We start from the raw sequence: 13576 nt of genomic DNA, 5'->3' as shown, positions 1-13576 counted from the left end.
TGACGATTAATGAGCGTTCCCCCGGTTGGACGCTGGGGAGCCGGAAGCTGGGCGCTCGAGAGTCGATCGGGGAAAAACGAGAGTCGGCGACTGCGTCCGCGCTTACTGCAGGTCGAAGCGGTCGTTCCGCATGACCTTCGTCCAGGCGTCGACGAAGTCCTCGACGAGCTGCTCCTCGCCGTCGTCGGCCGCGTACACGTCCGCGTTGGCGCGGAGGCGCGCGTTCGATCCGAAGATGAGGTCGAAGCGGGTCGCCTCCCACTCGGCCTCGCCGGTGTCGCGGTCGCGGACCTCGAACAGCTCGTCGTCCTCGTCGACCGACACCCACTCGTACTGCATGTCGAGAAGGTTCTGGAAGAAGTCGTTCGTCAGCGTCCCCGGCTCGTCGGTGAGGACGCCGCGGTCGGAGTCGCCGTACGTCGCGCCGAGGCTGCGCATGCCGCCGACCAGCACGGTCAGCTCGGGCACCGACAGGTTCAGCAGGTCGGCCTTGTCGACCATCCGCTCCTCGGGCGTCTCGTACATGTCGTCGAAGTCGCCGCTACCGAGGTAGTTGCGGAACCCGTCGACCTTCGGCTCGAGGTGTTCGAAGGACTCCACGTCGGTCTGCTCCTCGGTCGCGTCCGTGCGGCCGGGCTCGAACGGCACGTCAACGTCGTAGCCGGCGTCGGCGGCCGCCTGCTCGACGGCGACGTTGCCGCCCAGCACGATCAGGTCCGCCAGCGAGACGCGCACGTCGTCCGAGCGGGAGCCGTTGAACTCCGCCTGAATGTCCTCGTACGTCTCGAGGATCGACTCGAGCGCCTCGGGCTCGTTGACCTCCCAGCTCCGCTGGGGTTCGAGCCGGATGCGGCCGCCGTTGGCGCCGCCGCGCTTGTCGCTGTCGCGGTACGTCGACGCCGACGCCCACGCGGTCTTGATCAGCTGGGTGCGCGAGAGGTCGGAGTCGAGGATCGCCGCCTCGAGCTCCTCGATCTCGGCGTCGCCGACGATCTCGTAGTCGGCGTCCGGGATCGGGTCCTGCCAGACCATCGTCTCCTCGGGCACCTCGGGGCCGAGGTAGCGCTCCGGCGGGCCCATGTCGCGGTGGAGCAGCTTGTACCAGGCCCGCGCGAACGCCTCCTGGAACTCGTCGGGGTTCTCCTGGAAGCGCTCCAGCACCTCGCGGTAGTCGTCGTCGTGCTTCAGCGCCACGTCGGTCGTGAGCATCATCGGCTCCTCGGACTCCGAGGGGTCCTGTGCGCCCGGCGCGTCCTCGACGCTGTCGGCGTCGACGGGCGTCCACTGCCACGCGCCGCCGGGGCCCTTGACCGAGGTCCACTCGTTGTCGAGCAGGTTGTCGACGTAGCCCATGTCCCACTGCGTCGGCGCGTCGGTCCAGGGGCCCTCGATCCCACTGGTGATCATGCCGCCGATGTCGTCGAGATCCTGGTCCCAGCCGAGCCCCTGCTCCTCGATGGGTGCGGCCTCGGGCTCGGGGCCGAGGTGGGAGTCGGGGTCGTCGGCGCCGTGGACCTTCCCGAACGTGTGGCCGCCGGCGATGAGCGCGACGGTCTCCTCGTCGTTCATCGCCATCTTGGTGAACTCCTCGCGGATGTTCGCCGCCGAGCCCTCGACGTCGGGCTCGCCGTACGGCCCCTCGGGGTTGACGTAGATCAGGCCCATCACGGTGTTCGCGAGCGGGTCCTTCAGGTTCCCGACCTCGCCGTCCTCGAAGCGCTCGGGGGAGGTCTGCTCCCACTCCTCCTCGGGCCCCCAGACGGTCGCCTCGTTGGACTTGAACTCGTCGTCGCGGCCGCCCGCGAAGCCGAACGTCTCGAACCCCATCGTCTCAAGGGCGACGTTGCCGGCGAGGACGATCAGGTCGCCCCAGGAGAGCTTCCGGCCGTACTTCAGCTTGACCGGCTGCAGCAGGCGCCGCGCCTTGTCGAGGTTGATGTTGTCCGGCCAGCTACTCTCCGGCGGGAGCCGCTGCAGCCCGCCCGAGGCGCCCGCGCGGCCGTCGGCGGTCCGGTACGTCCCGGCGCTGTGCCACGCCATCCGGATGAAGAACGGGCCGTACGTGCCGTAGTCCGCCGGCCACCAGTCCTTCGAGTCCATCATCACCTGCCGGATGTCGTTTTTCACCTCCTCGAAGTCGAGCTTCTGGAACTCCTCCCCGTAGTCGAACTCCTCCCCGTACGGGCTCACGTCCCGCGCGTTGTCGTCGAGGATGTCCACGTTCAACATCTGTGGCCACCACTCCTGGTTGGTCTTCGCCATGGTACAACAGATGACCCTTCCGTGTATTAAGGTTGTTCAACTCGGTAATGGTCTTCTGTCTGACCAACGAAGCTGTGTGTGAGAAGAATATCTATTACCGAATCGGAAATCGAAGTTCACGTTGCAGAATTTTTCCCACCTAGGAGAAGGACCCGGAGTGTGAGAATATGGCTTCAGCGCCGGTCTCAGTTGCCGAGGCGTCGGTGGCGGAATTCAGCACGACTGTGACGGTTGCGACCAGCGGTTGAGAGGCCCGTAAGTCGCGGACCGCGCCGTCGGCGTCGACGCCCCCCGCCGGTGTGGACCCGCGGCTGAGCCCGAGGGCCCGCCCCCAGCGAGTGGCGTCGACGACCGACCGTCGCGGTGGATCGACCGCTGTGCCCGGCTACAGTCGCCGCCCCGATCCGGGCCGTCCGGATAGTTTTCGCCCGGCGAGGAGCCACGAACATAGCCATCATTTAAAACTCGCCGCGCCGTATCGGTCGATGCGGTAAGGAAGACACCCGACCGTTACGCCGACGCATTCCGGCATCCCCCCACCCCACATCGCAACGGTTCGGAGTGACGGAACACGTCCGCGCCCGCGGGAAAGCGGGCGTGGTCTTCCTTACTTGCTTTTAGCCGGTCGTCGATCCGTGAGCGCCGTCGCTGCCGTGTCGCTACCGGTTTTGTAGGTTAGAAGAGCGGGGATCGACGCGCGAGCTCGGAGGCGGGGCGGCTCAGAACGTCGGCTCGTCCTCGTTGCCGCCCTCCTGCATCGCGGGGTCCTGTTGGTCCTCGACGGTCTGGGTGAACAGGTCGCTGTCCATCTCTTCGGCGGGCTCCTCCTCGATGTCGTACGCCGAGACGCCGCGCTGCAGCAGGTCCTCGACGGCACGCTCGCGGTTGAGGAACTCGCCGGACTCCACGAGCCGGTTGAGTTCGCCGGTGATACGGTCGGGGAGGTCGACCTCGATCTGCGCCATGTCTCCCCCTCCACGCTGGAGCGCTGTGAACTTTCCGCTCGTGGCCCTCTCCGCGGCGGCGTCGAACGGAGCCGACGCGCTCAGTGGTCCTCGAACCAGGTCGACAGCTCCTCGAGGCGGTGGATCGCGCGGTCGGGGTCGCCGATGTTGTGGTGCTCGCCGGGGTAGATCACCAGCCGGGCGTCGACGCCCTGCTTCCGGACGGAGACGAACAGCTGTTCGGCCTGCGTCGGCGGGCAGCGCCAGTCCTCCTCGCCAGCGGTGATGAGTAGCGGCGTGTCGACCTGATCCACGTCGGTGATCGAGGAGATCTCGCGGTAGGTGTCGACGTTCTCCCACGGCAGCCCGAACTCGTCCTCGTGCCAGAGGTGGTTGTCGTCGGTGCCGAACGTGGCGTAGAAGTCGTAGATCCCGTGCTCGGCGGCGGCGCCGGCGAAGATGTCGGTCTTCGTCACCGCGGCGGCGGTGGTGATCCCGCCGTAGGAGAACCCCGTGAGGTAGAGCCGGTCCTCGTCGGCCCAGCCCTCGTCGACGAGGTGTTCGACGCCGGTTCTCACGTCGTCGACCTCCTTGTCGCCCCGCGTCCCGCGCAGGCGCTCGGCGAACTCCTGGCCGTAGGAGGTCGAGCCGCGGTAGTTCGTCCGGAGCACGATGTACCCCTTGCTCGTCCAGAACAGCTGGTCGAAGCCAAACGCCGGCGAGTCGTACGACATCGGCCCGCCGTGGACCGAGGAAACCACCGGGTGCGGCTCGGGGTCCTCGGGGTCGAACTCCGGCGGGAGGTACGCGAGCCCGTGGATCGTCACGCCGTCGGAGTTCTCCCAGGAGAGCCGGACGCAGTCGTGGGGCTCGTCGACGAGATCGGCGTTGACCGCGCTGACCTGTGCGAGCCCCGCCTCGTCGGCTTCGGCACCCTTCTCCGCGTCCAGGCCAGCGCGGTCCATCGCGTAGACGTCGGCGCCGGCCTCGGGGTCGTCCATCCGGAACGCGAGGGTGGAGCCGTCGTCGCTCACCGAGAGCCCGGAGACCGAGCGGCTGCGTCCCTGTGCGACGAACACGCGCTCGGGGTCGTCGGCGTCGGCGTCAAGCCGCACCATCCGGGTGTTCCCCTCGTCGCCGTACAGGCCGACGAGCGTGCCGTCGTCGAGCCACTGCGGGTTGCCGCCGAACGCGATCGTCCGGTCGAGTGAGCCGGAGACCGACTGCATCTCGCCGCTCTCCGCGTCGATCACGTACGCCTCGGTCGGCTTGTACCAGTTGTACGGTTCGCCGCCGCCGACCGCGATGCGGTCGCCGCTGGGGGACCACTCGAGACCGGCGATCCGGAGCTGGGCGTCGGTCAGTTGCTCGTACCCCGTGCCGTCCGGCCGGATCGTGTACGCGTGCCGGACGTGGGTGTCGTCGGGGTCCTCCTCGTGCTGGGCGACGAAGGCGATGCGGTCGCCGTCGGGCGACCAGGCCGGCTGGAGGCCGCCGCGGTCGCCCTTCTCCTCGTCGTCGTAGGCGTGATCGAGCCGGACAGTCTCGCGGCTCTCGGCGTCGACGACGAACAGGTAGGTGGTGACCTCGTCGAGCCAGCCTGCGCCGTCGCCCTTGTGCTGGAGGCGGTCGATCTCGATGGGGCCGTCCTCGTTCCGCTGCTGCAGGTACTCCTCGTCCTCGTCGGTCGGGTCGCGGGCGGCGACGACGAGGCGCTCACCGTCGGGCGCCCAGTCGAACTCCGCCACGCCGTAGTCGCGGTCGGTGAGCTGGCGGGCGTCGCCGCCGCGGGCCATGTCGAACGACCAGACCTGGGGCTTCGGCCCCTCGCCGACGGGCTCGCCGTTCTCCTCGTCGTCGTCGTCCTCCGCCTCGACCTCGGCGCCGTTCTCGACGGCGAGGCCGGCGTCGGTCTCGCGGGCGGCGACGAACGCCAGTCGGTCGCCGTCGGGCGACCACTGGGGGCTGGAGGCGCTGGAGGCGCGGGTGAGTCGGTACGGCTCGGCGGAGCCGTCGGTCGGCGCGACGAACAGCGACGTGTGGCGGTCGTCCTCCTCGGCGTCGAACTCGCTGACCAGGAACGCGACGCGCTCCCCGTCGGGGGAGACGGCGGCGCCGGACGCGATCGAGAAGTCGTAGAACCGCTCGGGGGTGAGTTCGTCCACGGGCGGAGTGTGAGCCGAGTGATGAAAAACGTACGCCCCCCGGCCGATCTGTGGGTCAGTCGGCGGTCCGAAGGTGGTCAGCGGGGCAGTTGGATGCCTCGAGGATCAGTCGTCCTGTCCGGCCGACCGGCGCCGGACAGATCAGTCGTCCGTCGCGGCAGACGAACGCCGCGACGCTCAGTCGTCCTCGTCGGCTGACCGCGCGCCGACGAGATCAATCCTCGCTGAACGGGTGCTCCTCGGGGTTCCCGTGGACGGCGCTCCGGAGAATCTGCCGCGTATCGCGCACGAGCCGGACCAGCTGCCCGCTCCGGGTGACGAACAGGCCGAGCGCGAGCAGCACGTACGTCGCCGTGAACAGGTGGAGCAGCTGGATCTCCGTGATCGGCAGGTGGACGATCTCCCGGAGCGCGAGGAACTCGAGCACCACCTGCGAGAGGAACAGGGCGAGCAGGAGGATCGCCTCGCGCACGTCGATCTCGAAGTTGAGGATCAGCGCGATGGCGAACAGCGACTGGGCGGCGGTGATCCAGATCTCGGCGGCCTGCTTGGCGTCGAACGCCAGCGCGCCGTACTCCCCGAGCGCGATCGAGTGGACGACGACCAGCGTCCCGATCAGCAGGGTCCACTGGTTCAGCTTCGAGGAGATGAGCGCGTTGAACCCGGCCGTCGAGCGCGCCTTCCGCACCAGCACGACGACGACGATCAGCTCCGGCGACTCGGAGGCCAGCGGCGCGATCCACTGGATCATGAAGAACGAGGGGACGCCGATGTCCTCGCCCAGCAGTTCGAGGCTGTGGGCGAACGGCTCGACGGCGGTGAAGATGATCAGCCCGGAGAACAGGAACAGCGCGATCACCGTCAGCGCGCGGAACGGGTTGGGGATCCGCCCCAGCATCGCCGGGACGCCGACGTGTTGCACGTCCTCCTCGGGCTCGCCCCGGAGGACGACGCCGATGTAGAGCACGTAGAGCCCCACGAGAAACGCCATGTCGAACACGTCGATCCCCGCACCCAGCGGGACGAGAAAGGCCCACAGCGTCGCCGCCAGCAGGAACGCGATCTCGAGGCTGATGTCCCGGTCGAGCGAGACGGCGTTTTTCAGGAACCCGTCGCGCTCCCTCACCGCGGGGTCCATCCCGGCGCCGGCGCGGTAGACGGTGAACAGGGCGATGCCGGCCCAGCCGATCCCGATCAGGATGCGGTTCGCGCCGGTCATGTTCGCGACGGCGAGGTTGCCGGCCTCGACGCCCGCGGGCGTGCCGGCGTTCACGCCCGCCTGCCAGGCGTACAGCGCGTCGACGGCGTACTCCGGGGCGACCGCGAGCACCGCGAGCACGGCGATGGCGAACGCCCGCGGCACGTCCTTCTCCGCGGTCTCGGCGCCCCACGTCAAGAGGAAGGACGCGCCCAGGATCCCGACGCCGGCGACGGCGACGGTCGGCCCCGCCGACAGCCCGTGGGCGCTCCCGGTCAGCCACCCGCCGAGCCAGGGGAGGGTCAGTATCGTTGCGGCGACGAGCACTGCGAGCTTTCTCGGGTTCATTCAGTTGGACGGAGCGAACACCGGGGTCGGTAAAAAGCACAGGTTAGCGTGTACGCCGCGGAATCCGGCGGCGTGAGCGCCTCGAACGCCGGATCGGCTGTGACCCCGCTCGGGCGGCGAATCCGGCCCGTGGACCGTGTCTCCCCGCTGGATTCGCGGGCGAGCGTGGTGAACGAACGGCCGGCCACGGGTCGACACGGATCATCAACAGAATTTCTGGAAATTCTGAACTGTTCAACGTGTATCGACCGTCCACGCATCGTGAGAACTCTTAAGTGGTCGCCGCCGGAGGCTCGAACGTATGCTTCCGGACGCTGCAGCCGTGCGAAGGGGGCGTCGGGCCGAGCGAGGCAGCGAGGTGGCTGCCTGATGGGGCGGGCGGTCAGCGTCTCGCTCCAGAAAGGCGGCGTCGGCAAGACCACCGTCGCCATCAACCTCGCCGACGCGCTCGCGGTCCGGGGTCACGACGTGCTGCTGGTCGATCTCGACCAGCAGGGCAACGCCACGGAGGGCGTCGGCCTGAAGGACGCCTACGAGCGCGACAGCCCCCACGTCGGCGACCTGCTCACCGACGACGACCCCGTCGACGCGACGGCGGTCGTCGTCGAGCGCGACGGGTTCGACGTGCTGCCGGCCCACGTGGATCTCGACGAGATCGCCGAGCGGGTCCGCAACTCCACGTTCGGGATGCTCTGGGTGCGCCGGCGGATCGTCGAGCCGCTGCTCGACGACGAGTACGACTACATCGTCGTCGACTCGCCGCCGAGCCTGGGGCCGCTCTCGGACGCGGCGCTTATCGGCACCGGCAGCGTGATCGTCCCGCTGCTGATGAGCGAGCCCAGCGTCAGCGGCTTCGAGCGCATGTGGGACCAGCAGGTCGTCCCCATCCGGAACGAGGTGGACCTGGAGCTGCTCGCGGTCGTGCCCAACGACCTCTCGGGCAACAACGAGGAGCGACGCATCATCGAGGACCTGGAGGACTCGCCGTTCGAGGAGCACCTCCCGGAGTTCTGCCGGTCCGACGAGTTCGACGACCCCGACTCCCCGGGGCCGGGGATCCGCCACCGCATCGCGTTCAGCCGCGCGTGGCGGGACGGAGAGACGCTCCGGGAGTACGACCCTGACAACGACATGCTCGACAGACTCGACCAACTCGCGGAGATCGTGGAGAACGATGCCTGACGACAACCGGTTCGCCGGCCTCTCGGACGCGGACGAGGGCGTCGACGACGCCGACGACGCGGCGGAGCCGCCCGACGACGCGGACGCCGACGAGGGCGACGACGCCGGCGGCCCCGCCTTCGAGTTCGACGCCACCACCGCCAAGAGCATCTACGTCCGCCCGGAGACCCTCGAGACGCTCGAGGACGCGGAGTTCGAGGTGGAGATGCTGCTGCGACGCGAGCACGACGTTCGCGACGTGACCGGCCGGGAGTTCCACGACGCCGCGGTGCGCGTGCTCGCCAACCGGCCAGAGGCGGTCGTCGAGGAGATCCTGGCCGAACGCGAGTCGGAGTAGCGGCGGTCGGTTTCTAAAAGGGGAGCCCGATCAGTTGGGCTGTGCGTCCGTGTCGATCTCGACGTCGCTGTACTTCCCGAGCGCGCCGAGCTGGCCGAACAGCGGCATGTCGACCCAGTCGTAGCTGAACCGCTCGTTGGCCGGGTAGCCGTAGTTGATCAGCGCGCAGTCCTCCCAGTTGGCCTCCTCGAGCTTGCGGATCGCGTCGGCGCGGGCCTGGCGGTCCTCCTCGGTGTCGCGCTTGTTGTTCTGCATCGTCTCCCAGGCCTCGCGGGCGCGCTGGGAGGCGTCGGTCTCGGTCCAGTTCAGCCCCACCAGCGGCGGCGCCTCGACGCCCTCGTTGTTGGTGGTCTGCGTGTTCGGCGGGTACAGCAGCGCGAGCACGTTCATCGGGTCGGCCCACGCCATCCCCCAGGAGCCGAGCCCGGAGTCGCGGTTGCCCGCGAACTCCCGGTCGAGCAGCGTCGAGAACTCCGCGGTGTTGATCGTGAGATCGATGTGGGCGGCCGAGAGCTGGTCGCGCAGGTTCCCCGCGATCTGGTCGTTCGTCGAGCCGGGGGTGTTGATGATCTCGAACTCGTAGGGGTCGTCCTGACTGTAGCCGGCCTCCTCCATCAGCTGGCGGGCCGACTCGATGTCGGACTCGTTGTAGCCGTAGGGGTAGTTCTCGCGGGCGTGCTCCTCGGCGGCCTCCGGGCCGCCCGGCCACAGCGACTTCGGCGTCATGTGGTAGCCCGGCGTCTGACGGCCCTTGTACGCGTCGTCGGCGAGCTCCTCGTGGTTCATCACGTACGCGACCGCCTTCCGCGCGGGCTCGATCACGCTGTTCGTGTTGAACAGCATGAAGCTGGTCGAGAGCCCCGCGATGCGGAGGTAGTCGGCGGTCTCGTCGTTCTGCAGCGGCCCGTACGTGCCGATCTGCCGGCCGATGTCGTCGGTCTCCTCGACGCTGACCTTCCCCGGGTCGTACTGCGCGTTCGGGATCGGGAACGCGTCGACGTTCCGGTTCATCGCGTAGTTGAACTGCGCGTTGGGGTCGGCCAGCACCTGCCAGTGGACCCGGTCGATGTTCGGCTCGTCGCCGTAGTAGTCGTCGAACGCGACGACCGACGCCTCGTTGTCGGGGCTCCAGTTCTCGAACTCGAAGGGGCCGGTGCCGACGGGGGCGCTGGTGAACTCGTCGTACGCCATCTCGCCGTCGTAGCCGTCGATGTCGCCGACGATCCCCTCGGGGAGGATGACGAACGAGGAGTCGGCCATGATGTCGATGCCGGCGTAGTACGGCGAGGAGAGCGTCACCTCGACCGTGTACTCGTCGACGGCCTCGACCGCGAGGCTGCCGGGGACGTAGTTCCCCTCGTCGTCGGTCTCGTGTTCGACGCCGAGGTCGCCCAACAGCACGTAGTCGGAGGTGGAGTTGCTGGAGCCGGCCAGTCGCTCCCAGGAGTAGACGACGGCGTCGGCGGTGACCTCGTCGCCGTTGTGCGCGACGACGTTCTCCCGCAGCGAGAACGTGTACACCGTCCCGTCGTCGGAGACGTCGACGCTCTCGGCGATCGCGTTCGTCACGTCGGCGCTGCCGTGGGGTTTGGTGACGAGCCCGTCGAACATCTGGGCGACCTTCACAGCCTCCGTCGTGAGGACGGTCGCCACCGGGTCGAGCGTGTTCGCCGACTCGTTGATGAGCCGGAGCGTCGTCTGGTCGTCGCCGCCGGCCGGCGTGTCGTCGTCGCTCGCCTCGGTTTCGGTCGGCGTGTCGGTCCCCAGCTCGTCCGGGGGCGTCTCCTCGCCGCCGTCGGTACAGCCCGCGAGCGCTCCCGCGCCCGCCAGCCCGCCAGTCGCCTTGAGGAACTGCCGTCGTTGCAGTCCGTCTGATTCAGCCATACCGGTTCCTGTTTGAGACAACGGTTAGGTGTTGCGGTGGTTTCGCGGGCGAACTGTTGGTTAGAAACACGTAACGGCGCCGCGAAGCGCGGAGGTTGGGGAAGACGTATTAACGGGCGCCCGAATGGACCCACAAAGAATGAGTCGCTGGAGCTACTTCGCGCGCAGGGTCCTCCTGATGATCCCTATCGTCTTCTTCGGGACCACCATCACGTTCGTGATCCTCCGGATGGGACCGATCGACCCGGCGGCGGCGGTGATCGGGGCGTCGGGCGACACCGAGGCGTACCAGTCCGTGCGCCGGAGCCTGGGCCTCGACCAACCGCTCTGGCTCCAGTACGTCGACTACCTCCGCGACCTGTTCACGCTGCAGTTCGGCTACTCGTGGGTCGTCAACCGCGGGCGTCCGGTGTGGGAGCTCATCGGCGTCTACGCGCCGCGAACGATCTGGCTCGGCTTCTGGTCGGTGATGCTCCCGCTGTTCGTCGGCCTTCCCCTCGGCTTCTACGCCGGCCTCAACCCCAACACGCTGAGCGACTACGTCGCCTCCTTCGGCGGCATCGTCTGGCGGGCGATGCCCAACTTCTGGCTGGCGGTGATCCTCGTCGCGGTGCTGACCCAGTCCGAGCAGCTGTTCGGCTTCCAGTGGGAGTCGTGGCTGGTCGAGACGAACATCGTCACGCCGCCGGAGCTCGCCGAACTCTGGCGGCCCTCGAACTTCCTCGCGGCGTTCAAGGCGACGCTGCCGGCGGCGCTCGTGCTCGGCTCGGCGTCGATGGGCAACGAGATGCGGATCGGCCGGACCGCGGTGCTGGAGACGAAAAACGAGAACTACGTCGAGACCGCCCGCGCGAAGGGCGTCCCCGGCCGGAAGATCGTCTACAAGCACGTGTTCCGGAACGCGCTGATCCCGCTGGTGCCGATCATCACCGGCGAGGCGTTCCTCCTGCTCGGCGGCAGCGTGCTCGTCGAGACGGTGTTCAGCATCAACGGGCTGGGCTACCTGTTCTACGCGGCGACGATCAACGCGGACCTGCCGCTCGTGGGCTCGCTGATGTTCTTCTTCATCCTGCTCTCGGTGGGGATCAACATCCTCCAGGACCTGCTGTACACGCTGATCGATCCCCGCGTGGGCTACGGGGGTGAGGGCGCATGAGCGTCGTCGAGGACGAGGACGCGACGCTGCGCGAGCGGCTGGCCGACGAGCCCGCGCCCGCGCTGCGGGTGCTCGCGGTCGTGGCCGCGCTGGTCGCCGTCGAGTTCGGCGCGCTCGCCAGCCTCGTGATGAGCCTCCCCTGGGAGGCCGTCGGCGCCGCGCTCCCGGGGTTCCTCCAGGGGGTCGCGGCGACGCTCGCGGGCGTCGGCGACGCGCTCGCCGGCCTCCCGACGCTGCTCTCCCGTGACGTGATCCCCAACGGCGGCTACCAGCTCCCCTCCGGCGAGTGGGAGAACACGTTCCTCGGGCTCTCCCCGGCGGCCGCGTGGCTGCTCCGGGTCGCCCTGATCTACGCCTACGGGTTCGTCTGGCTGCTCGTCGGCTGGTGGAGCTACCTCGTCTACCGCGACAACTACCGCCACGCCGACTGGGCGCCCGTCGACGACATGGTCGGGCGCTTCCGCAACCACTCCTGGGGGCTGTTCGGGCTCGCGATCATCTTCTCGTTCGTCGTGCTCGCGGTGTTCGCGCCGGCGCTGGGGCCGACGACCGTCGAGGCCAACATCGCCGACCCGTACCTCCACTCGGTCGAGTACTTCAGCGAGGAGACCGGGAGCGTCGAGGAGATCTACGTCGGCGACGCCAACGGCGAGTCCCAGTCCCGCGGGCAGGGCGGCGAGAACGTCGGCCCGCTGAGCTACGACCAGTACGACCGCTTCCACCCGTTCGGCACGCTGCCGAGCGGGAAGGACCTGTTCACCTTCATGGCGGCCGGGGCGCGGGTGTCGCTGTTCATCGGCGTCCTCAGCCTCGTGCTCGCGGGCGGCGCCGCCGTGGTGTTCGCGCTCGCAACGGCGTACTACAAGGGGCTGGTCGACCTCGGGATCGTGATCACCAGCGACTCGATCCAGGCGATGCCCCAGCTGCTCGTGATCATGCTCGCCTCCTTCGTGCTCTCTGGGACGTGGCTCGCGAACCTCTACAACGGGGGGCTCGTGCTCGCCCTGCTGTTCGGGCTCACGGGCTGGCCGGGGCTCTGGCGCGCGGTGCGTGGCCCGGCGTTGCAGGTGTCCGAACGGGAGTGGGTCGACGCCGCCAAGAGCTTCGGCCAGCGACCGTCGGTCACGATGCGGAAACACATGCTCCCCTACGTCGTGGGCTACCTGCTGATCTACGCCTCGCTCACGCTCGGGGGCGTCATCATCGGCGTCGCGGGCCTCTCCTTCCTCGGCCTGGGGATCAACGCCCCCACGCCGGAGTGGGGACGCGCCGTCAGCGCGGGCCAGCCGTACGTCGCCACGCCGTCGTGGCACATCTCGCTGCTCCCCGGCATCCTGATCGTGATTGTCGTCACCGGGTTCAACGCGCTGGGTGACGGGATCCGCGACGCGATCGACCCCCAGAGCGACGTCGACACCGGCCAACAGGACCAGACCGCGGCCGCAGGGGGTGGTGCCTGATGGCGGCCGACTCGCCGCGGCCGGACGCCGACGCCGGCGCCGCTGCGGAGGCGATCGACGACCGCCTGCTCGAGGTCGAGAACCTCGGAACGGTGTTCCACACCGAGCGCGAGACGATCCGCGCCGTCGACGGCATCTCCTTCGGCATCGCCGAGGGGGAGACGCTGGGGCTCGTCGGCGAGTCCGGGTCGGGCAAGTCCGTCACCGCGCGCTCGATCATGGGGCTGGTCGACTCGCCGGGCGAGCTCCTGCCCGACAGCTCGATCCGGTTCGACGGCCGCGAGCTCACGGGACTGAGCGAGAAGGAGTACGAGCGCGTCCGCGGCGGCGGCGTCGCGATGGTGTTCCAGGACCCGCTGTCGACGCTCAACCCCGTCTACACCGTCGGCAACCAGATCGAGGAGGCGCTCTCGCTGCACCGCGGGCTCTCCGGAATGGACGCCACCGAGAAGGCGATCGAGCTGCTGGAGGACGTGGGGATCCCCGACGCCGCCCGACGCGTGTCCGAGTACCCACACGAGTTCTCCGGCGGGATGCGCCAGCGCGCGGTGATCGCGATGGCGCTGGCCTGCGACCCCGACCTGCTGATCTGTGACGAGCCGACGACGGCGCTGGACGTGACGATCCAGGCCCAGATCCT

Annotated in this window: 10 protein-coding genes; 5 read left to right on the top strand and 5 right to left on the bottom strand. The window is 68.8% G+C overall.

Annotated elements, in window-relative coordinates; all coding sequences use genetic code 11:
- Positions 1–102 precede the first annotated feature (102 nt).
- From katG to ACP95_RS11745, 4 genes are all read right to left on the bottom strand, one after another.
- A complete protein-coding gene (gene katG, locus ACP95_RS11760) occupies positions 103–2262 on the bottom strand; it encodes a catalase/peroxidase HPI (protein ID WP_049981394.1) in 2160 nt (719 codons plus the stop codon).
- Positions 2263–2981: 719 nt separating this feature from the next.
- Complete coding sequence (locus ACP95_RS11755; RefSeq protein WP_049981393.1) at positions 2982–3227, bottom strand: DUF7120 family protein; 246 nt, start codon at positions 3225–3227, stop codon at positions 2982–2984.
- 80 nt (positions 3228–3307) lie between these two features.
- On the bottom strand, positions 3308–5371 hold the full coding sequence (locus ACP95_RS11750) for a S9 family peptidase (protein WP_049981392.1): 2064 nt from the start codon (positions 5369–5371) through the stop codon (positions 3308–3310).
- A 214-nt stretch (positions 5372–5585) separates the two neighbouring features.
- Complete coding sequence (locus ACP95_RS11745) at positions 5586–6917, bottom strand: sodium:calcium antiporter (RefSeq protein ID WP_049981391.1); 1332 nt, start codon at positions 6915–6917, stop codon at positions 5586–5588.
- Positions 6918–7286: 369 nt separating this feature from the next.
- Here ACP95_RS11745 and ACP95_RS11740 point away from each other — a divergent pair, with 369 nt between their 5' ends.
- Together ACP95_RS11740 and ACP95_RS11735 are read left to right on the top strand one after the other, a co-directional pair.
- Positions 7287–8099: a ParA family protein gene (locus ACP95_RS11740; RefSeq protein ID WP_049981390.1), complete on the top strand. Its 813-nt coding sequence runs from the start codon at positions 7287–7289 to the stop codon at positions 8097–8099.
- Complete coding sequence (locus ACP95_RS11735) at positions 8092–8436, top strand: hypothetical protein (RefSeq protein ID WP_049981389.1); 345 nt, start codon at positions 8092–8094, stop codon at positions 8434–8436. The genes ACP95_RS11740 and ACP95_RS11735 overlap by 8 nt, the downstream gene beginning before the upstream one ends.
- Before the next feature lie 30 nt (positions 8437–8466).
- On the opposite strand, the gene ACP95_RS11730 is transcribed toward ACP95_RS11735, so the two are convergent.
- On the bottom strand, positions 8467–10320 hold the full coding sequence (locus ACP95_RS11730) for an ABC transporter substrate-binding protein (protein WP_049981388.1): 1854 nt from the start codon (positions 10318–10320) through the stop codon (positions 8467–8469).
- A 139-nt stretch (positions 10321–10459) separates the two neighbouring features.
- Here ACP95_RS11730 and ACP95_RS11725 point away from each other — a divergent pair, with 139 nt between their 5' ends.
- The 3 genes from ACP95_RS11725 to ACP95_RS11715 all read left to right on the top strand — a co-directional run.
- Entirely contained in the window at positions 10460–11476 is a 1017-nt protein-coding gene (locus ACP95_RS11725) for an ABC transporter permease (RefSeq protein WP_049981387.1), read from the top strand.
- Positions 11473–12936, top strand: coding sequence for an ABC transporter permease (locus ACP95_RS11720; RefSeq protein WP_049981386.1), 1464 nt, complete (start codon positions 11473–11475; stop codon positions 12934–12936). Before ACP95_RS11725 ends, ACP95_RS11720 begins: the two co-directional genes overlap by 4 nt.
- Positions 12936–13576: ABC transporter ATP-binding protein (locus ACP95_RS11715; RefSeq protein WP_154018533.1), on the top strand; the 641-nt coding region annotated here is incomplete at its 3' end. The genes ACP95_RS11720 and ACP95_RS11715, both read left to right, overlap by 1 nt.

It is taken from the genome of Halolamina rubra, assembly GCF_000739555.1.
In the GTDB taxonomy this organism is placed as follows: domain Archaea; phylum Halobacteriota; class Halobacteria; order Halobacteriales; family Haloferacaceae; genus Halolamina; species Halolamina rubra.
Note: the sequence above shows the minus strand (reverse complement) of the source record. Positions and strands in the feature narration are given on the sequence as shown.